The organism is Dyella sp. AtDHG13 (assembly GCF_003201105.1).
Taxonomy (GTDB): domain Bacteria; phylum Pseudomonadota; class Gammaproteobacteria; order Xanthomonadales; family Rhodanobacteraceae; genus Dyella; species Dyella jiangningensis_B.
On sequence record NZ_QICJ01000002.1, the window covers coordinates 348,273 to 366,040 of the forward strand.

Annotated in this window: 19 protein-coding genes; 8 read left to right on the forward strand and 11 right to left on the reverse strand. The window is 64.3% G+C overall.

The window, feature by feature from the left end; translation table 11 throughout:
- Window positions 1–459 carry a hypothetical protein gene (locus BDW41_RS04345; RefSeq protein ID WP_146217300.1) on the reverse strand — a complete coding sequence of 153 codons (459 nt, stop codon included), beginning with the start codon at window positions 457–459 and terminating at the stop codon, window positions 1–3.
- Between BDW41_RS04345 and BDW41_RS04350 the strand changes: the two genes are divergently transcribed.
- Window positions 453–1,904, forward strand: coding sequence for a pepsin/retropepsin-like aspartic protease family protein (locus tag BDW41_RS04350; RefSeq protein WP_083337505.1), 1,452 nt, complete (start codon window positions 453–455; stop codon window positions 1,902–1,904). The genes BDW41_RS04345 and BDW41_RS04350 overlap by 7 nt on opposite strands.
- Window positions 1,905–1,926: 22 nt before the next feature.
- Here BDW41_RS04350 and BDW41_RS04355 read toward each other — a convergent pair whose 3' ends face one another.
- The 3 genes from BDW41_RS04355 to BDW41_RS04365 form a co-directional block, all read right to left on the reverse strand.
- Complete coding sequence (locus BDW41_RS04355) at window positions 1,927–2,730, reverse strand: amidohydrolase (protein ID WP_074546817.1); 804 nt, start codon at window positions 2,728–2,730, stop codon at window positions 1,927–1,929.
- A complete protein-coding gene (locus BDW41_RS04360; RefSeq protein WP_074546818.1) occupies window positions 2,718–3,863 on the reverse strand; it encodes a pyridoxal phosphate-dependent aminotransferase in 1,146 nt (381 codons plus the stop codon). Before BDW41_RS04360 ends, BDW41_RS04355 begins: the two co-directional genes overlap by 13 nt.
- A gap of 73 nt (window positions 3,864–3,936) precedes the next feature.
- A complete protein-coding gene (locus BDW41_RS04365; protein ID WP_074546819.1) occupies window positions 3,937–4,890 on the reverse strand; it encodes a LysR substrate-binding domain-containing protein in 954 nt (317 codons plus the stop codon).
- 115 nt (window positions 4,891–5,005) lie between these two features.
- On the opposite strand from BDW41_RS04365, the gene BDW41_RS04370 reads away from it, so the two are divergent.
- Window positions 5,006–5,590: an FMN-dependent NADH-azoreductase gene (locus BDW41_RS04370; protein ID WP_074546820.1), complete on the forward strand. Its 585-nt coding sequence runs from the start codon at window positions 5,006–5,008 to the stop codon at window positions 5,588–5,590.
- A gap of 117 nt (window positions 5,591–5,707) precedes the next feature.
- Here BDW41_RS04370 and BDW41_RS04375 read toward each other — a convergent pair whose 3' ends face one another.
- Complete coding sequence (locus tag BDW41_RS04375) at window positions 5,708–5,944, reverse strand: hypothetical protein (RefSeq protein ID WP_074546821.1); 237 nt, start codon at window positions 5,942–5,944, stop codon at window positions 5,708–5,710.
- Between the two features lie 339 nt (window positions 5,945–6,283).
- On the opposite strand from BDW41_RS04375, the gene BDW41_RS04380 reads away from it, so the two are divergent.
- Entirely contained in the window at window positions 6,284–6,565 is a 282-nt protein-coding gene (locus BDW41_RS04380) for a hypothetical protein (protein WP_233496770.1), read from the forward strand.
- Between the two features lie 110 nt (window positions 6,566–6,675).
- Here BDW41_RS04380 and BDW41_RS04385 read toward each other — a convergent pair whose 3' ends face one another.
- The 3 genes from BDW41_RS04385 to BDW41_RS04395 all read right to left on the reverse strand — a co-directional run bounded on the left by BDW41_RS04385 (window position 6,676) and on the right by BDW41_RS04395 (window position 9,410).
- Complete coding sequence (locus tag BDW41_RS04385; protein ID WP_083337506.1) at window positions 6,676–7,086, reverse strand: response regulator transcription factor; 411 nt, start codon at window positions 7,084–7,086, stop codon at window positions 6,676–6,678.
- A 135-nt stretch (window positions 7,087–7,221) separates the two neighbouring features.
- Window positions 7,222–7,872, reverse strand: a complete 651-nt coding sequence (locus BDW41_RS04390; protein WP_074546824.1) for a response regulator transcription factor — start codon at window positions 7,870–7,872, stop codon at window positions 7,222–7,224.
- Complete coding sequence (locus BDW41_RS04395; RefSeq protein ID WP_233496772.1) at window positions 7,833–9,410, reverse strand: sensor histidine kinase; 1,578 nt, start codon at window positions 9,408–9,410, stop codon at window positions 7,833–7,835. Before BDW41_RS04395 ends, BDW41_RS04390 begins: the two co-directional genes overlap by 40 nt.
- A gap of 494 nt (window positions 9,411–9,904) precedes the next feature.
- Between BDW41_RS04395 and BDW41_RS04400 the strand changes: the two genes are divergently transcribed.
- From BDW41_RS04400 to BDW41_RS04410, 3 genes are all read left to right on the forward strand, one after another.
- A complete protein-coding gene (locus BDW41_RS04400) occupies window positions 9,905–10,600 on the forward strand; it encodes a response regulator transcription factor (protein WP_083337507.1) in 696 nt (231 codons plus the stop codon).
- A 63-nt stretch (window positions 10,601–10,663) separates the two neighbouring features.
- Window positions 10,664–11,242: a hypothetical protein gene (locus tag BDW41_RS04405; RefSeq protein ID WP_074546825.1), complete on the forward strand. Its 579-nt coding sequence runs from the start codon at window positions 10,664–10,666 to the stop codon at window positions 11,240–11,242.
- Between the two features lie 58 nt (window positions 11,243–11,300).
- The gene (locus tag BDW41_RS04410) at window positions 11,301–11,759 is read left to right on the forward strand and encodes a glycine zipper domain-containing protein (RefSeq protein WP_074546826.1); all 459 of its coding nucleotides are present in this window, start codon (window positions 11,301–11,303) and stop codon (window positions 11,757–11,759) included.
- A gap of 43 nt (window positions 11,760–11,802) precedes the next feature.
- On the opposite strand, the gene BDW41_RS04415 is transcribed toward BDW41_RS04410, so the two are convergent.
- From BDW41_RS04415 to BDW41_RS04425, 3 genes are all read right to left on the reverse strand, one after another.
- A complete protein-coding gene (locus BDW41_RS04415) occupies window positions 11,803–13,038 on the reverse strand; it encodes a BamA/TamA family outer membrane protein (protein ID WP_074546827.1) in 1,236 nt (411 codons plus the stop codon).
- 167 nt (window positions 13,039–13,205) lie between these two features.
- A complete protein-coding gene (locus BDW41_RS04420) occupies window positions 13,206–14,108 on the reverse strand; it encodes a DUF2950 domain-containing protein (protein ID WP_083337508.1) in 903 nt (300 codons plus the stop codon).
- Window positions 14,109–14,119: 11 nt separating this feature from the next.
- Window positions 14,120–15,481: a DUF3300 domain-containing protein gene (locus BDW41_RS04425; protein ID WP_233496773.1), complete on the reverse strand. Its 1,362-nt coding sequence runs from the start codon at window positions 15,479–15,481 to the stop codon at window positions 14,120–14,122.
- Between the two features lie 236 nt (window positions 15,482–15,717).
- Between BDW41_RS04425 and BDW41_RS04430 the strand changes: the two genes are divergently transcribed.
- Both BDW41_RS04430 and BDW41_RS04435 read left to right on the forward strand, forming a co-directional pair.
- Window positions 15,718–16,566 (forward strand): hypothetical protein, encoded by an 849-nt coding sequence (locus BDW41_RS04430; protein WP_074546828.1) that lies wholly within the window; start codon window positions 15,718–15,720, stop codon window positions 16,564–16,566.
- A 31-nt stretch (window positions 16,567–16,597) separates the two neighbouring features.
- Entirely contained in the window at window positions 16,598–17,767 is a 1,170-nt protein-coding gene (locus tag BDW41_RS04435; RefSeq protein WP_074546829.1) for a hypothetical protein, read from the forward strand.
- Window position 17,768 lies beyond the last annotated feature (1 nt).

Consider the following 17,768-nt stretch of genomic DNA (forward strand, 5'->3'; position numbering starts at 1 on the left):
TCACACGATCGAGCGTTGGTCGTCTTCAAAGCGCGCGGCCGCATCGAGCAGGCGCGCGACGAAGAAAAACACGGCGACGGGCAGCAGCGAGAGCAGGTCGTCGCCGCTGAATTCAACATGGGCCGCATGCGCCCCCGATTGCATGGCCAGCCACAGCGACGCCGCGGCCGGCAGCAGTATGCGAAGCACGGCCGCGACCATCAGCAGGCTGGCAAAGCGCCGGAAATGCCTGGTGACTGAGCTCGAGAACAGCGCGTCCGGATGAATGCGACCCAGCATGCGCGCGAGCTCCACCAGCGCTGCGCAGGTCACCAGCGCCAACACCGCCGCCATGACGGCCGCCCAGCCACGCGGCAGGCCATCGGTCGAGAGAACGGCAGCAACCCCGGCCGTCTGATCATGGCCCCAGATGCCTGCCGCCGTCACGACCAGGCAGGCCAGCGCCGCCAGCCATGCCACCCACGCCAGCCGGCGCGCTGCACGCGTCAGCACGAACGCTGTTGCATGATAATTTTTTTCTGTATTACGATAATTTTTGTCCGTCATACAGGCACCATACCATGAACCGTCCCGTGCTGGCCCTGCTTGTCGCCCTTCCTCTCCTGAGCGCCGGCACGGGCCTTGCCCTCGCAGCGCCAGGGCCGTCGGCGCTGCCCGCCCTGTCCCGCCAGCAAGCGGAGGACAGCCTGCGCAACGCCGCCGACGGCGAGGTGTTTTCGCTCGCCGATTCGCTCCCACGCATCCAGGACCCAGGCCTGTCTACGCTGGCGCAGGCGCGACTGGCGGCAACGCGGCTCGATGCCGAGGAGGCGCGCCGACTGGTCGATCGCTACCTTGCCGAAGGCACGCGCTCTCCCGCGGAGCGCGCACTGGCGTGGCCCATCGTGGCCGACGCGAGTTTTGCCGACGGCGACTACCGTCAGGCCGCCGACGCGGCGCATGCATGGGAAAAAGCACTGGCCGAGCAAGGTGCGAGCGTTGATGATCGCGCCGGCGCGCTCCAGATGGCGGCAATCGCCGATCAGCTCGCCATCGCGCCCAGGCAACAGGTGGAAACGTATGCACCGGTGCCGGTGGACGTCACCCGCGACAAGGTCGGGCTGCCTCGTTCCATCCTGCGGATCAATGGCCACGCGCAGGAAGCCATCCTCGACACCGGGGCCAATCTATCGACGGTGTCGCTTTCCACCGCGCGCAAACTGGGGCTCAAGTTGCTCGACGGCACATCCAGCGTCGGCAGCGCCAGTCGCCAGGCGGTGACAACGCGAGTCGGCATCGCCGACCACGTCGAATTCGCGGGGCTCTCGTTGAGCCATGTCGCCTTCCTGGTACTGGACGACGAGCAACTCGACATGCCAGTGCCGGGCGGCTACCAGATCGATGCGATCCTGGGCTTCCCGGTGCTGCGGCAGCTTCAACGCCTTCAGTTCACCGCCGATGGCAGGCTGCTGCCGTCGCGCAGCGCTGCATCCTCTGTAGCCACTGGCAACCTGCGCATGGTGGGAAGCGATCTCTACGTGAACGTGAGACTCAATGACATGCCGGTGTCCATGCAACTGGATAGCGGCGGTGCGCGCTCGGCGCTTTCCTCAGGCTTCGCCTCGGCCCATCCAGCCGTGATCAAGGGCTTGCAGTCCAAGCGGGAACGTGTAGCCGGCGCAGGCGGCTCGCGCGCCAGCGAAGCCGTCACGTGGCCGGACATTCGCGTCCGCATCGGCGATCAACAGGCGCTGCTGCCCGCCATCACCATCGCGCTGCACGATGCGGCCGGCGGCAAGGACGTGAACCTGCTCGGCGGCGACATCCTGCAAGCCTTCGAATACTGGACGATCGACTTCCGGCGCATGCAGTTCGAGGTGGGGAAGCCGCTGACGAAAGCTACCCCGCAGCCGCGCGCGGAGTGACCGCGCGCGGCCGGGAACGGGGTCAACTCGCGTCGAGCGTAAAGCGATCGGCGTCCATCCACGCAGGGAAGCGCTCGCGATGCGCGAGCAGCGGCGCGGGATCCACCGTCACCGTCACCACCTGCTCCTGCGGGCCAAGTTCGATCAGCGGCTCGCCGACGGGATCGAGCACCGCGCTGTCGCCCGCATAGGGCAGATCGTTGCCGTCGACGCCCACGCGGTTGAGGCCCACGACGTAGCTCAGGTTCTCGATGGCGCGCGCCCGCAACAAGGTGCGCCAGGGCTGGCGCCGGGGCGCCGGCCAGTTGGCCACGAACACGGCCAGGTCGTAGTCCATGCCACCGGCGGCTTCTTCGCGGCGACCGTTGCGCAACCACACCGGGAAACGCAGGTCGTAGCAGACCTGCGGCAGGATGCGCCAACCCCTCAGTTCGACAATCAGGCGCTCGTTGCCGCCGCCGTAGCGCGTGTGCTCACCGGCCATGCGGAACAGGTGGCGCTTGTCGTATTGCGCGAAACTGCCGTCCGGGCGCGCCCAGATCAGCCGGTTGTACACCGTATCGCCTTCGCGGATCGCCAGGCTACCGCACAGCACGGCATCGACTTCCTGCGCGAGCGCGCGCATCCACGCCACGCCTTCGCCATCCATGGTTTCCGCACTGGCGCGCGTGTCGTTGCTGAAGCCGGAAAGAAAAGTTTCCGGCAGCACGACCAGATCCGTTTGCCCGGCCACGCTGCGCACCAGTTCGCCGTAGTAATCGCGATTGGCGGGCGCGTCATGCCAACGGGTGGCGCCCTGGATCAGGCTGATTCTTAAAGCTTGCATAGACGCTCCGCGGCGGCCTCCATGGTGGCGTCGCTCTTGGCGAAGCACAGGCGCAGCAGGTGGGTACCCGGCGCCTTCTCGTAGAACGGCGTGAGCGGAATGGCGGCGACACCGCCCTCCTTCACCATCCACTCGCAGAAGGACACATCGTCCTTGTCGCTGATGGCGGAATAGTCGACCAGCTGGAAATAGCCGCCCGGCACGTCGAGCAGCTTGAAGCGCGAGGGCTTGATCAGGTCGCGGAAACGGTCGCGCTTGGCCTGGTAGAACGCGGGCAGTTCCAGATAATGCTCCGGCGTGCTCGCCATGAACTCGGCGAAGGCCACCTGCGCAGGATGGAAGGTGCAGAACGTGAGGTACTGGTGCACCTTGCGGAATTCCGCGCTCAGCGCCTTCGGCGCCACCGCGTAGCCCAGCTTCCAGCCGGTGCAGTGATACGTCTTGCCGAACGAGGACACCACGATGCTGCGCGCCGCCAGTTCGGCATGGCGCAGCACGCTCTGATGCTGCTTGCCGTCGTACACGATGTGCTCGTACACCTCGTCCGACAGCACGACGATCTCGGTATCGCGAACGATCGCCGCCAGCTCGTCCAGGTCGGCCGCGGACAGCACCGCGCCGGTGGGATTGTGCGGGCTGTTGATCAGGATCATGCGCGTCTTCGGCGTGATCGCATCGCGCACACGCTGCCAGTCGATGGCGAAGGTCGGCGCCTGCAGCGGAATGTGCACGGCGCGGGCGCCCTGCAGTTCGATCGCGGGCTCGTAGCTATCGTAGGCCGGGTCGAACACGATCACCTCGTCGCCCGCGCGCACCACGGCGGCGATAGCGGCGAACAGGGCTTCGGTCGCGCCCGAGGTCACCGTCACGTCCGTGTCGGCGCTCAGCTTGTGGCCGTACATGCGCTCGGTCTTCAGTGCGATCTGCTCGCGCAAGGCCGGCAGGCCGATACCCGGTGCGTACTGGTTGCGTCCTTCGCCCATGGCGCGCGTGATGGCATCGCGCAGCGGCTGCGGCGGCTCGAAGTCCGGGAAGCCCTGCCCCAGGTTGACGGCCTTGTGTTCCACCGCCAGCTGGCTCATGACGCTGAAAATGGTGGTTCCGACTTTGGGAAGCTTGGTTTCGATCTGCATGATCCGGAGGTATGGATGGCTAAACGTCGATGCTAACACGGTGCTCGTTGCGGGCCCGCGTCAGCGCGTGCTTTTACACGTATTTGTTGCATTGGGCGTGTTTCTCGCGCACCGTGCCGGGCAGCCGCTCCGCAAGAAAATCCACGAAGGCGCGCACGCCGGGCAGCAAGCCGCGGCGGCTCGGGTAGACGAAGTGCATGGTGCCTTGCGGCACGCTCCAGTCGGGCAGGACCACTTCCAGCTCACCGCGCTCGATGGCCGGGCCGCACACGAACTCCGGTAGCAGCGTCACGCCGATGCCGCGCTTGCAGCTTTGCAGCAGCGCGTTGAAGTCGCCGCAGATCAGTCGCGGCTTGATGTCCACGATGACGCGCTCGCCTTCCTTGTCCAACAGCTCCCAGCTCTGCGCGCCTTCGTGTTCCTGGTTGCTGAGCGCCGGCAGCTCTGAAATCTCGGACGGCTCCTTGGGCCGGCCCACGCGGTTGAGCAATTCCGGGCTGGCTACCAGCAACACGTTCGACTGGCCGAAGGTGCGCACCACCAGGGTCGCGTCGGTATCGAGCTTGCTGCGCACGCGAATGGCGATGTCGAAGCCCTCGCCGATGACGTCCACGCGCCGATCCGTCGCCTGCAGGCGCACCTGCATCTTCGGATGCTGGGCCAGGAAATCCGGAAGGATATGGCCCACCACGGTCTGCACCAGCGACACCGGACAGCTGACGCGCACCACGCCGCGCGGCTCGGAACGCACCTCTTCCACGGCCTCCTGCGCGGCGCGCGCCTCTTCCAGCACGGCGCGGCAGTGTCCGTAGAAACGCTCGCCCACTTCGGTGACCACGAATCGCCGGGTGGTTCGCTGCAACAGGCGAACGCCCAGGCGCTCTTCCAGTTGCGCGATGCGCTTGCTCAGGCGCGACTTGGGTATGCCAAGGGCGCGCCCTGCTGAAGAAAAGCCGCCGTGCTCGACAACGGCGGCGAAGAAGTACAGATCGTTGAGATCCTGCAGGGCGCCGTCCAACACCGTCATCGCTGTTTCCCTAATTGAACGATACGTTCGATTTTACCCGACTTATCAGACGATTGTCCGATGGCTAACTTAGTCACGTCGCCGGTCGACCCGGCCCGTTAACTGAGGAAATACCATGAAACTGCTGCATCTCGACGCCAGCGCCCTGGGTAGCCACTCCGTTTCGCGCGGTCTGACCGCTGCCATCGTAGCCGAACTGACGCAAAACAACCCCGGTACGGAAGTCATCTACCACGATCTGGCCGCCAACCCGCTTCCCCATTGGACCCCAGTGGCGGACGCCAGCGATCCGGCCGCCGTGCAGGGCAGCCAGATGATCGAGGAGTTCCTGGCCGCCGACGTGGTGGTGATTGGTGCCCCCATGTACAACTTCACAATCCCCAGCCAGCTGAAGGCGTGGATCGACCGCGTCGCCGTCGCCGGCAAGTCGTTCCGCTATACCGCCAATGGCCCCGAGGGCCTGGCCGGCGGCAAGCGAATGATCATCGTGTCTTCGCGTGGCGGCGTTTACAGCCAGGGCAGCCCGGCCCAGCCGATGGACTTCCAGGAAACCTACCTGCGCGCCCTGTTCGGCTTCCTCGGCGTCACCGACATCGAGTTCGTCCGCGCTGAAGGCGTGAACCTTGGCGAAGAGAACAAGGTCGAATCGCTGAAGTCCGCCCACGCGTCGATCGGCTCGGTCGCCCGCAAAGCGGCCTAAGCCATACCGGCACCACCGTCCCCCGCAAACGCCGCGCCCCTGGGTGCGGCGTTTGTCGTTCCAGCGCGCGAAACGTGGTTGTTGCCCAAGGCGCCCCTACGCCCTGGGCACGACGTCTTATGCCGCCGCTTCCAGCGAAGGTTTTGGCCGAGCGTATTGGGCCAATCGAATGGCGGCTTCCGTTCCCGGCATCTCCACGCAGACGGAACGCCCGGAACGCAGGTGCTCGTCGCGTGCCACTTCCCGTGCCAGCTTGATCGCTGCGCCGAGCCGTAGATCGTTGAACAAGGAAAACCCCAGACGGCACACGCACCACGAACCGTCCGGACACTGCTTGAGCGAATAGGTGACCATTGATGCAACCCTTAGGGGAGAGAGTCCTGCCACCAGCTGATCGCTAGGCGTTTGGCGTTGCGATCTGTCCGTCAAGGACTACAAGAGCATGCCTTTGTTACACCAACACTCCTATGGGTACTTGTCCCATCGTTTCGTAGGAATGCGACTACGACGATAGGAATAGACATCGCTCCACCTGTTTCACAACCGATACACGCGCGCTTGCCATCCATGAACGCCAAGCGGTTGTTGCATGAACAAGCGGCGCGACGCAGAGCGATACGTCACCCATTGTTAACCGCCCTCTCGTCAGTTTCGAAATCCCATCGTCAAGGAACCTTGCTGATGACGGACGGAATGCGAGAGAACCGATTCCTGCCGCGCGAAGCGTTCGACGAACTGCTTCGACTCTATCGCCTGCTCGAGCAGGAAAACGAATTGCTACGCGGCCAGCTGCGTAGGCACCCCGTGGGTGAACTGCAGATCCGCGAGGCGGAGCGAAAAATGGCCGCGCTACGCGGCGGCCATCCGCCGGCAAGCGCCGAGCGACTCGCGGCATTGATGGCCGCATGGGTGGATGAGCGGCACGGCCCGATGGAAGACGAGGGCGTCAACCGTGACCTCTACCCCACGCCCTGATCGGGTCGTCACGTAGCCCTGCGGCTGTGACCAAAGTGCGAGAAGAACATGGCGCGCTGCAAGATAGGCGTTGACCCAAAGGCACAGCGAACGCTGCCGCTCGCAGCGTGCTAACCCATGATGGCATCGAGCTTCCCCAGCGCGGGGGAAACGAAATAGCCGCCTTGCAGAACCTGTCGCAAGGCGTCGATCAGTTCTTCGCCCGCGGAGGCTTTCAGCACGTAGCCCTTGCCAAGGGAAAGCGCACGGCGCGCCAGCACCGGATCGTCATGCACGGTGACGAAGACCACGGGAGTGTCAGGCCGGTCCTTCAGGAACTCTCGCACGGCCTGCATGCCGTCCATCCCCGGCATGCCGATATCCGTCACCACGGCATCCGGCTGCCAGCGGCGGACGGCTTTCACCAGTGCGTGGCCATGCGCCACGACGGCGAGCACATCGAATTCCTCACCAAGCAACGCCTGCAGCTGGTCGGCGATAGGCGTGTGATCTTCGGCCAATACGAGGGTGGCCCGTTTCACGTCGGTTTCCGTTCATGGATGCGCATCGGTGGCAGCATCTGCCAACCGCCAGCGTTCCGCCACAGAAAGAGCCCCCAAACCCCGCTACGTAAAAATACCAACGATGGTGCCGCAGCGGGCCTGCAACCGCCTTCTTCAGAACAGCAGGCCAAGATCCTCCGCGCGGCGCACCAGTTCGAGCGTGGAATGCACGCCAAGCACCTGCATCATGGTGTACTTGTGGGCTTCCACGGTGCGTACCGACAACCCCAGCTGCAGCGCGATCTGCTTCGAGCGCAGGCCCGCGCCCACCAGGCGAAGCACCTGCAGCTGCTTGGCCGTCAGGTTGCGCATGTCCGTCATCTGCCCGCTGATGTAGCGCGCACCAAGCGCGGGCGTCACGTAGGTTCCGCCGGACATGACCTGCTGGGTGGCGTTGCGGAGGTCCTCGCCCGCCGAATTCTTCAGGATGTAGCCACGGGCGCCGGCGCGCAGCGCCGCGACGGCCAGCGCGGGCTCCATGTGCATGGTCAGGAACACGAAGCGCGTCTCGATGCCGGACTGGCGCAATCGCTTGAGCGCATCCAGGCCATTGCAGCGCGGCATGTTGATGTCCGCAACGACGATGTCCGGCTGCAGGCGTTGCACCGCTTCGATCAGCGCCTCGCCGTCCGAAACGATCTCGAGCAGCTCGAAATCCTCATCGAGAATGTGCTGCACCCCCTCGGCCACCATGCGGTGGTCGTCGGCGATGACAAGCCCGGGCTTCAGACTGGCTCGTGGATTCCTAACGGTATTTGTATGCATAGTTCAGTCCCTTTTCCAAGAGTTGATTGCAGTCGGTAGCTTCCGCCAAGCAACTTCGTGCGCTCGTCGATGCTCATCAGGCCGAGCCCTCGACGTCCCTCTCCCTCCGTGACAAATCCATTGCCGTTATCTGCGATGGTGAGGTTCACCCGGTGGTCGTCAATCTGCAGCGCCACCTCGATGCGCTGCGCCTGTGCATGACGCAAGGCATTGCCCAGCGCCTCCTGGGTTACGCGGTACAGGCAAAGCGCCACGTCCTCGGGCAGCTCTTTTGCGTGGGGCGATACCCGCAGCTCGATGACCGGCCCGCTCCGATGGCGAAGGTTCTGGCACAGGCCGGCAAGCGCAGCGGTAAGACCGGTCTGCGCAAGCATGCTGGGATGCAGATCATGGGAAAGATGCCGGACATCTTCCGAGAGTGCGATCAGTTCACTCTGAAGCTGGCTAACGTCCTGCTTATTGCTGTCGCCCACCTTGCGTCGCAAGGCGCTCAGGCGAATGGAGGCAACTGCCAGCCGCTGATTGATATCGTCGTGTAGGTCACGTGCAATGCGCGCGCGCTCCTGCTCCTGCGCAACGATCAACCTGCCTGCCAGCTCGCGCACCTCGGTGCTGCTGACCACCAGTGCGCGCTGCGTCGCCTTTCGCTGCTCCACCAGCGCCACCAGATACAGCGAGGCCACGGCCACGCCGAGCATCCACAACTGCACGCTGATGGTGGTCAGCCCAGAATCTTCCTGGACGAACGGACCTACGTGGTCCAGGCTCAGCTGGATGGCGATCAACCCCACCGCCAGATTGACCACACATGTGCCCACCGCCTGCGCCCGCATGGCGGCGAAAATCGCCAGCGGCACGGGAGCCAGCAACATCAGCGGCCGGGTCATGGGGAACGAGCCGAGCTCTCGCCATCCAAACCACAGGATCACCAGGGCAGCGCCGGCGATCAGCAGCACATGCCAACTCGGCATGGCATCGCGCCGCGTGGACGAGCCGGAACTGACCAGACTGAGGATGGCGGGCGTGAGCAGCACATAGCCCAACGAACCGGCCAATGCCACATGCCACCATTCCCGGGACAACCAGCCGGGAAGCTCCACCGCATGGGACAACCACGAGACCAGACAGCCGGTCGCCAGCGGCAGTGCCACGACAGCTACGGCCAAGAAGACCAGCAATTGGAAGAAATTGTCCGCCGGCTGATCCTTGCGCAGGCGACTGAGCAGCCATGCGGCGACAGTAATGAGCCCGAGCATGACAAGGCTCACCGCGAAAATACCCTTGCCCGGGAATTCCATCAGCATCGCCATCAGCATCATGCCGCCCAGCCAGCCGATGTTGTACGCCGGCCAATAGCGATAATCCGTACACAGCAGCAGCGCAAGCAGCATGGGCCCTGACAGCCCGATAATCGGGGAATCGTGTATGCGATCCCACAGTCCCAACGACACCCACTGCGCCACCAGCGCGGCAAGGCCAACGCCCACGCCACGCACCAGGTAGTTGGGTAACGCACCCCAGGGTGCCCTACCGCTCATGACCCCTCTGCTCCGTGCATCCATTCGCCCCGCCGCTGAAAAACAGCCGCCGCCCCAGAGTAGACATCGCCGGACAACCGAAGCCAACACACATTTGTCCATAGGGGCCGTCATCGCTTCGTGATGATTTACGTACTTCTACGCGGCGCCTGAAGGACACCCTGGACGTTCATCCCAAGATCATTCTCACACGCCCTGATTCCGGTCAGCGATGCGCCCTGCGAAGGCAGCGCGCCGGCTTCACGTGAATGGGCCGGGCCGCCGCATGTTTGCGTACTGAGCAGTAAATTTACCGGCCGCGTTTGAGTGAAAGTTCGCTTACCAAGCGGGCAGCGACAGGAGAAGCTGAGTCGAATAGATCAGCGGCCTGAGCAAACCCGACCGATCATGCGACCGAAACACGCTCGATCCCCGCTGGGCAGCACCTGCCCACACCCTTCGCCTTGCCTTCCGGCGCGCGCGCTCCCGCGCCGGAACCCACCCGTCACGCCCGCATGAAAGCGAACGCACGGCCCACCGCCAAAAGCATCCGCAGGCTGCGCGTGCTACTGGCCGATGAGCACCGCTGCGTCGCCGAAGGGCTCGCCGGCCTGCTCGCCAAGCGCACCCATTCCGTGCTGATCGTGCACAACGGCGAGGCGCTGATCGAAGCCGTGCTGGCGGGCGAGGTCGATCTCGTCATCACCGACATCGCCATGCCGCCCTTCAGCGCCCTGCAGGCCCTGCGGCGCCTGCGGCAGCAAGGCAGCGACATTCCCGTCGTGGTGCTCTCCACCCATGGCGAACCGCTGATCGTGCGCGAAGCCATGCAGGCAGGCGCGAACGGTTATGTGCTCAAGCAGTCTCCCAGCAGTGAGCTGTTCACCGCGATGGCCGAGGTCAGCACCGGCAATCAGTTCATCAGCCCCCAATTGATGGCGTCGCTGCTCGATGCACCCGAGTCCCTGCACCGCCTCACCAAGCGCCAGCGGGAAGTCATCGAGTCGATGGCCAAGGGCAAGCGGACCAGCGAAATCGCCGCTGACCTGGGCATTTCCGTGCGCACGGTGGAAAGCCACCGCCAATCGCTGCTGGACCTGCTTGGCGTGCACAGCGGCGTCGCCCTCATTCGGGAGGCGGAGCGACTGGGGCTCATCCCGGTAGGTCCGTATGACATGCACCTGACCCGGGAGGACAAGCCGCTTCCCTAGACACCGCCGCCACAACGTACCCCGCAGCCCCTTTTCGACACGCATCCCAAAGAGATATTTCAGATGAATGTTTTCCGATATGCAGCCCCTCTCGGCGCCGTCCTGCTGGCGGCCTGCTCGACCTTCAGCGTCAGCAATCAATGGAAGGATCCCTCCTGGCAGGGGCCGCCCGCCAGCAACGTACTGGTGCTGGGCATCACCAAGAGCGACACCTATCGCCACGTCTTCGAGGACACCTTTGCGCAGCAGCTTCAGGCCGCCGGAGTGCAGGCGGAACAGAGCTATTCCCAGATTCCGCCCGGCGCCACGTCGGAAAAGCTGGGCGATGTAGTCAAGGCCACGGGCGCGCAGGTCATCCTCACCACGCGCGTACAGCGTGTTGAGCAGAAGCTCAATGTCACGCCGAGCGGCCCGGGCTGGGGCGGCTTCTATGGCTGGTATGGCGGCGCGTGGGCCTCGACGCCGGACGTGACCCAGTATGACGCGGTCACCCTCGAAACCACCGCGTGGGATGCCAGCTCGCAGAAGGTCATCTGGTCCGTGACCACCGAGGGCGTGGGAACCAGCAACATTCCCCAGGCCACGCAGGACCTGGCGAAAACCATCATTCCGAAGCTGAAGGCGGACGGCATCATCCGTTGACCCATTCAAGGCTGCAGTCTGCTGCAGCCCTTTTTCACGCTCCTCGAGGAACATCACCATGACCATTCATCGCATGCGGAACATCGGCATCGCGCTCTTCTGCCTGGCCGGCGCGGCCCAGGCACAACAGCTCCCGGTCGCCTACCCCGCCAACGGACAAAGCCAAGAACAGCAGCAGGCGGACAAGAGCGCGTGCATGTCGTGGGCGCAGTCCAATGCGCCGGTGCAGGCGGGCCCAGCCCCGCAGACCGGACCCGCCGTCGGCGGCGGCCAGCGCGTGGGAGGCGCCATGCGCGGCGCAGCCGCGGGTGCCGTGGTCGGTGGCGTTGCCAACAACGACGCGGGCCATGGCGCGGCGGTCGGGGCAGCCGCGGGCGTGGTAGCCGGCGGCATGCGTGCGCGCGAGCAGCGACGCGAACAGAACGCTGCTGCCGCAGCAACACAGAACCAGAATGCCGCCAATCAGGCGCAGGCCTATGGGGCATGCATGAAGGGCAAGGGATATACCGTCAACTGAGGGACGGAGTCGAGGTGGCCGGTGCCTGCCAGTTCCGGCCGCCTCATCGCCAGGCGCTACCCACCTGGATGTAGTAAGCGTGATCGCCCTGGCTCCAGGCCCAGTCGACGCCCACGTATAACCCCAATGCCCGGGCGATCAGGTAACGGAAACCGACGCCTTCCGCCGTATGGGTACTGGCATCGCCGAAATCCGTCGTGTGTCCCCAGGCCCTTCCCCCGCCACCGAACCCGAGCAACGCCCAGCGCGCGGTGAAGTTCCAGCGTAGCTCCGCCTCGAGCATGGCAACGTTCTGGTCCTGGTAACGCCCGTAGGGAATGCCGCGAAGATCGATCGACGGCTGCTGGTAGAACGGCACACCACCGCGCACTGCCCGATAGTCCGCGCGCGTACCCAATACCCAGTCCTGCGCAAGCCGGAAGTAGCCGAAGGCGTGCGCGCGGTAGCTCTGGAATGTGTTGTCGCTTCCGAAGGCGGGAGCGTACTCGGTCGCTTCGAGCTGCCACAGCCAACCCTTCGATGGCGTGAGGGTGTTGTCCCGTGTGTCGTACTTCAGGCCCAGCCCCACGCCCGACGCACGCTGCGCGAAGTCTCTGGGCTTGAAGTACTGGTCGTTGCTGGGGATGTTGAGGCGGCTTTCCAGATCCATATAGATCCAGCGCAAGGATACGAACATGTCGCTCGCGCCCAGCCGTCGCGATACTTCCTGGAAGGAAAAGACGCCGTCCAGGTTGTACCCGATCTTCCTCGGAGCCAGCAGAAGGCCTTGCGTGTAGTAGTCCAGGTTTACATACGCCTTGCCCACGGCGCCGACGTAGCGCCAGGTGTCGTCCTTGAAATGGAACGAGCCAGCTGCGCCCAATCCCCACGTACCGTTTTCGGTCTTGAATGCGCCCGCGCCATACATGTCCGGGGGAATGCGCCGCCCGCTTTCCTTGGATTCCTCCGACTGCTTCGGCTTGTGAAAGAACACGGCCGCCAGGCCCCCGCCGTTCCCCACCGCGGGTTCGGTAATGATGATGGGAACGAGCAAGGCGCCCTTGTGCTTGAGGAGCCAGCTCGACATGTCCATGGCGCCATCCTTGGGATCGCGAAAGTTGCTCCACCAGGATTTCTTCCCGTCGCCGGACACTTCGGGTGGTGAGTCCGGCGACAAGGGTGCGCTGCCCTTGCTGGGCTGCGAATCGGTCGATACGTCCTGCGCGTGCAGTTCAGCGGCAGCCGGCAAGATCGTTCCCAGCAGCAGGAACCACGCGCCAGCCACGAGGAAAGTCCTCATGACAACTCCATCGTCCGGTCATCGTTGCAATGACAGATGGAGTGACTTTGCCCAACTGCGACCTACCCGGACAGCGCAAGTACTCGGAACAATCCTAGGTAAAAGCACTTAAAACTGTGGCGTCCAGCGGGCGCCATAGCCGGATCAACAGATGGACAGAAACGAGGTCAGTTGGCCGGCGAAACGTCTACCTCTTTCCAGCTGCTGTCCGGATCGAACGACTTCATCGCCTGAGCGGTGCTGGCGCCCGCCTTTCCCAGGTCCTTCTCGAACACCTGGCCGTCATGGCTCACCATGAAGCTCATCACGCCGGTTTCGCCGTATTGCACCGGCCAGGCGATCAGCGCGAAACCGTTGGTCATGCGCCCGCCCACCAGATAGTTGTAGGCGCCGCCCGGTGCAGAAGGGCCCTGTGCCGTGAGGATCTTGTAGTGATAGCCGTAGTAGCCCTGCCCAGGCTGGACGGTGGCGAAGCTCGGGCCCAGCGGACTCGGCGGCTGATCGCCGCTGGTCGGCCAGTAAAGGCCATCGTGCTTGCCGGGTGAACTGATCAGGCGCTGCGCGTACTGCAGTACCTTGTCGCCATCGCGGTCTTCCGATGCGTAATCGCGCTGCGCGTCGTAGTAGGCGAGCATGGCCTGCTGTACGGCCAGTTCGTTCTCACCGATACGGCGGGTGCGTATTTCCTCCTTGGCGCCCGCCATGTCGAAGTGCCAGCCCGCACTGCCCTTGACCAGCGGCAACGGCAGAACCCAGTTGTCGGAACCGACATCGAGATGGGTCTTGCCATCCGCGGCGTCGATACGATGGCTCTCGTCGTATCGTTTCAGGAACTGATCGACGTCATCCTGGTGGATGCCCTCGACCGGAATGTAGTCCTTCCAGTCATTGCCGAGCACCTTGGCCAGCGCGGCCTGATCGTGGTTGCGTACCGCCTGCACGAAGGCGTCGGCCGCAGCTTCCGCGGTCGGATAGCTGGCCTGCTGCGCGAGCACGACACCGGAAACGAAACTACCCGCGCCAATCAGGAGGCCAAGGGCCAGGCGATGGATCTTGGACATGCGATTCATGGTCTGGCTCCTCAGCGACGATGGAATCCGCCGGCACCCCGGCTGGGAGCAGGCCTGGAAACTTGCCGGCCGGCGCCGGCACCCGCGCCGTGGAAACTCGACATCGAGCGCTGGCTCGCCTGGCCGCGATCAAACTGCGTACGCGCCGAACCCGGCGACTGCACGCCGCTGAACGCGTTGTTGCGCGGGCCTGCGTTGGAGCGGTTGCCCGCGAAGTTCCCACGCGTCTCGCCGCCGATATTCCCGCCACGCGCCTGGCCTCCGATATTGCCGCGCTCGGCGCCGCCCGCCCGGTTTCCGGCCGCAGGGCGATTGAGGGCCGCGCCGGTTTCGCCGGCGGAGCGCCTGGCCGCCATGGACGAGCCGTTGTTGGTGGAGCGGTCGAAACTCTGCAGGGCGCGTTCGCGGTTGGCGTTGGCCGCGGCATCGTTGCCGCGGAATGCCTGCCGCTGGCTGGCGCCGCCCACGCCCTGGCCATAGCGCTGCCGGCTGGCCTGGTCGCGGTAGGGCGTGCCGCGGCGATAGTCCGGATTGTGGTTCCAGTTCACATTGCCGTTGCCGCTGATGCGGTTGTTGACGTTGATGTTGTTGTAGCGGTTGACGTTGATGTTGACGTCGTTGTGGCCCCAGTCGAAGCCGCCCCACAGCGAGTTGGCGATCGCGATGCCGGTGCCGAACGCGAGCCCCGCCGCCAGTCCGCTGGCGACCGGGTACGCATAGCCCGGCGGCGGCGGCCAGTAGGTCGGCGGATAGGAGGGATAGGCCCAGGTGCCATACACCACGGTCGGGTTGTACGTAGGCACGTACACCACTTGCGGGTTGGCGGGCTCGATCTGGATGACCGTGGTGCTCGGTGCACTCGCCGGTGCCTGCTGCACCACCACCTTCTGCTGGTCGGTCGACTTCAGGTTGCCCGCCTTCTGCGCCTGTGCGCGCAAGCGCTGCACCGATGCCATGACGTCGTCCGGCTGCGCGAGGAAGGCGTCACCGACGTTCTGTACCCAGTCGGGTTGCTGCTTCATCTGGGCCAGCACCTGTGGAAAAGCCACCAGCGACTGCACGCTTGGATCCCAGGGCTGGTTGGCCACCTGCTTCACCGCGTCGTCGCCCTGCGCCTTGGGATGGGCGGCCGACCACGCCGCGGCGTCCGCCACGTTGCTCGGGTAGGTACAGGCCATGAGCACCTGGGACAGCAGCGCATCGGGGTACAGCGCCACCGGGGCCAGCATCTGGTCGAGCTGCTGGTTGTTGTAGATCTTCTGCGTGCTGCCTTGCTGGCCCTGCGCCGCCACTGGGCCGACCAGCAACAACGGCACACACAGAAGGCAAACGAGGCAGATCCGCCAGAACTCGCCGTATCTCGCCATCTTCATAGCGCCGCTCCCATGCAGCTTTCACCGCATATCAGCTTGAAGCCAGCCATGCGGGATTGACCACTGCATTTATGCGGAAGCGAACCGAGTAAAACTACTTAGATGGAGCGCTCCATGAAGGGGCGTCGAAGAGAGCACGTAAATTTACTAGGCGCTAAATAAGTAAGAGTTCGCTGTGAGTGTCAGCGATAGCGAAGGACGATATCGTCAATCCCTGACAGAAAAGGATGACACCCATGCGCCGCCCCGCGTCTTCGCGCCTTGCCTGTGCCCGCTCCCTCCTCGCCGTGCTGTGCCTGGGCATGCTTTCGGTGCCGGCGGCCAAGGCGGATACACCCGACTACTGGGATGGCGACTGGCACGGAAGCATCCAGCCCTACGGATGGCTCCCCGGCATCAGCGCCGAGACCCGCTACCAACTGCCCAACAACGCCGGCACGGTGGATCAGAAGACCGACAACAGCATCTTCGATTACCTCAGCGGCGCCTTCATGCTCGATGGCACCGTACGCAAGGGCGACTGGGGCATCTACGGCGATGTCGACTGGGTGAAGTTCTCCGATGAAAAAGGCCGTTTCACCAACATCGGGGGACAGCGTTTCGGGGCCAATGCCAATCTCGACACGCGCTGGAACATGAAGGGCGGCATGGTGACATTGGCCGGCCTCTACACCGTGGCCCATGGCCAGCAGGGCTATATCGACGTGGTGTTCGGCGCCCGTTACCTGTGGCTCAAGGGCAATCTCAACTGGGACTTCAGCCTGACGGGCAATCGCGGCAACCTCGATATCGCCAACAGCGGGCATCTCAACAACCAGACCCATGTGACCGATGGCATCGTCGGCATTCGCGGCCGCTGGTCGCCCTTTGCGGGCAGCAACTGGTTCTTCCCCTATTACGCGGACATCGGCGCGGGCGGTTCGGACAACACCTACCAGCTCATGGTTGGCGTGGCCTATGGTTTCCATTGGGGCGACATCGCGCTCAACTATCGCGACGTGGAATACAAGAAGAACAGTGGCGGCGAGTTCCTCAAGAGCGTGGAACTGAGCGGACCAGCGCTCAGCCTGACCTGGCACTTCTGAGCGGCGGCACAGGGCCATCGAAGCACACCGCGTGAGCGAGCCCACGTCCAGCATCTTCGAGGAACCCAAGCACGTTGCCGTGCTGCGGCGGCTACGCCTGATCAAGCCTGAGCAACGCGCCCAGGCTTTCCGGCGCGTGGTGATCGCCGTGCTCGTGTCGTGGGTGCCGCTTGCCCTGCTTTCGGCGGTGCATGCCGTCATCGACGGACATCCGGAATTGCTGCATGCGTTCTTCACCGACATCGCTGTGCACGCACGCTACCTGCTGGCGGTGCCTATCCTGATTCTTTCGGAATACATCATTCTTCCGCGCCTTGACATCACCGCCCGGCATTTTCTCGTTTCGCGGATCATCGATGCCTCCGACCGCGAGCGCTTCGATGAAGCGGTGGCATCGACGCGCCGCCTCAGCGTGGGCATCTGGCCATCCGCCGGCATGACGGTACTGGTCTATGCCATCGTCGTCGTCATTGCCCTGACCGTCCACCCCGGCCTGTTCCCGGCGTGGCACCACGCGGACGATGCCAGCCACCTCTCGCTTGCGGGCTGGTGGCACATGCTGATCAGTCTTCCGCTGCTGCTTGGCCTGCTGCTCAGCTGGGTATGGCGCGTCGGCGTGTGGACGCGATTCCTGCATCAGGTGTCGCGCATGAACCTGCACCTGATCGCCTCGCACCCGGACAAGGCCGCCGGGCTGCAGTTCGTCGCATTTTCCCCACGGATGTTCATGTCGCTGGCGCTGACCATCGGCATCATCACGGCGGGAACCTTCGCCAACGAAGTCTTCCATCTCGGGCTCAACCCGCTGGATCATCCCGCCGTTCCGATCGCCACCGCCCTCGTGGTGGTGGCCATCTTCATCAGTCCGCCGCTGATCTTCGGGCGCTCGTTGCTGATGGCGTGGCGCCGCGGCGTCTTCGAGTACGGCGCCCTGGCCAGCAAGCTCGGTACCCAGTTCGAGGACAAGTGGCTGGGCGCGGATAGCCTTGTCGATCAGGAATCGCTGGAGAAGCCCGACTTCTCCTCCACTACCGACCTCTATGGCGTGACCGCCAACGTCTACGCCATGCGCCCGATGCTGTTCGACCCGCGCGCGGCCATTTCGCTCGCCGTGGCTACGCTGCTGCCCTTCGCGCCGATCTGGCTGTCGGTGATTCCCGCCAAGGTCATTCTTACGCAGTTGCTGAAGCTGGTCGTCTGAC

What these genes read in the sequence shown, in the direction of transcription:
- BDW41_RS04350 (WP_083337505.1), top strand. Translation starts at nt 453, where the DNA reads ATGCCACCCACGCCAGCCGGCGCGCTGCACGCGTCAGCACGAACGCTG.
- BDW41_RS04410 (WP_074546826.1), top strand. Translation starts at nt 11,301, where the DNA reads ATGACCATTCATCGCATGCGGAACATCGGCATCGCGCTCTTCTGCCTG.
- BDW41_RS04430 (WP_074546828.1), top strand. Translation starts at nt 15,718, where the DNA reads ATGCGCCGCCCCGCGTCTTCGCGCCTTGCCTGTGCCCGCTCCCTCCTC.
- BDW41_RS04390 (WP_074546824.1), bottom strand. Translation starts at nt 7,872, where the DNA reads ATGCATACAAATACCGTTAGGAATCCACGAGCCAGTCTGAAGCCCGGG.
- BDW41_RS04400 (WP_083337507.1), top strand. Translation starts at nt 9,905, where the DNA reads ATGAAAGCGAACGCACGGCCCACCGCCAAAAGCATCCGCAGGCTGCGC.
- BDW41_RS04395 (WP_233496772.1), bottom strand. Translation starts at nt 9,410, where the DNA reads ATGAGCGGTAGGGCACCCTGGGGTGCGTTACCCAACTACCTGGTGCGT.
- BDW41_RS04365 (WP_074546819.1), bottom strand. Translation starts at nt 4,890, where the DNA reads ATGACGGTGTTGGACGGCGCCCTGCAGGATCTCAACGATCTGTACTTC.
- BDW41_RS04380 (WP_233496770.1), top strand. Translation starts at nt 6,284, where the DNA reads ATGCGAGAGAACCGATTCCTGCCGCGCGAAGCGTTCGACGAACTGCTT.
- BDW41_RS04355 (WP_074546817.1), bottom strand. Translation starts at nt 2,730, where the DNA reads ATGCAAGCTTTAAGAATCAGCCTGATCCAGGGCGCCACCCGTTGGCAT.
- BDW41_RS04420 (WP_083337508.1), bottom strand. Translation starts at nt 14,108, where the DNA reads ATGAATCGCATGTCCAAGATCCATCGCCTGGCCCTTGGCCTCCTGATT.
- BDW41_RS04425 (WP_233496773.1), bottom strand. Translation starts at nt 15,481, where the DNA reads ATGAAGATGGCGAGATACGGCGAGTTCTGGCGGATCTGCCTCGTTTGC.
- BDW41_RS04360 (WP_074546818.1), bottom strand. Translation starts at nt 3,863, where the DNA reads ATGCAGATCGAAACCAAGCTTCCCAAAGTCGGAACCACCATTTTCAGC.
- BDW41_RS04405 (WP_074546825.1), top strand. Translation starts at nt 10,664, where the DNA reads ATGAATGTTTTCCGATATGCAGCCCCTCTCGGCGCCGTCCTGCTGGCG.
- BDW41_RS04415 (WP_074546827.1), bottom strand. Translation starts at nt 13,038, where the DNA reads ATGAGGACTTTCCTCGTGGCTGGCGCGTGGTTCCTGCTGCTGGGAACG.
- BDW41_RS04375 (WP_074546821.1), bottom strand. Translation starts at nt 5,944, where the DNA reads ATGGTCACCTATTCGCTCAAGCAGTGTCCGGACGGTTCGTGGTGCGTG.
- BDW41_RS04370 (WP_074546820.1), top strand. Translation starts at nt 5,006, where the DNA reads ATGAAACTGCTGCATCTCGACGCCAGCGCCCTGGGTAGCCACTCCGTT.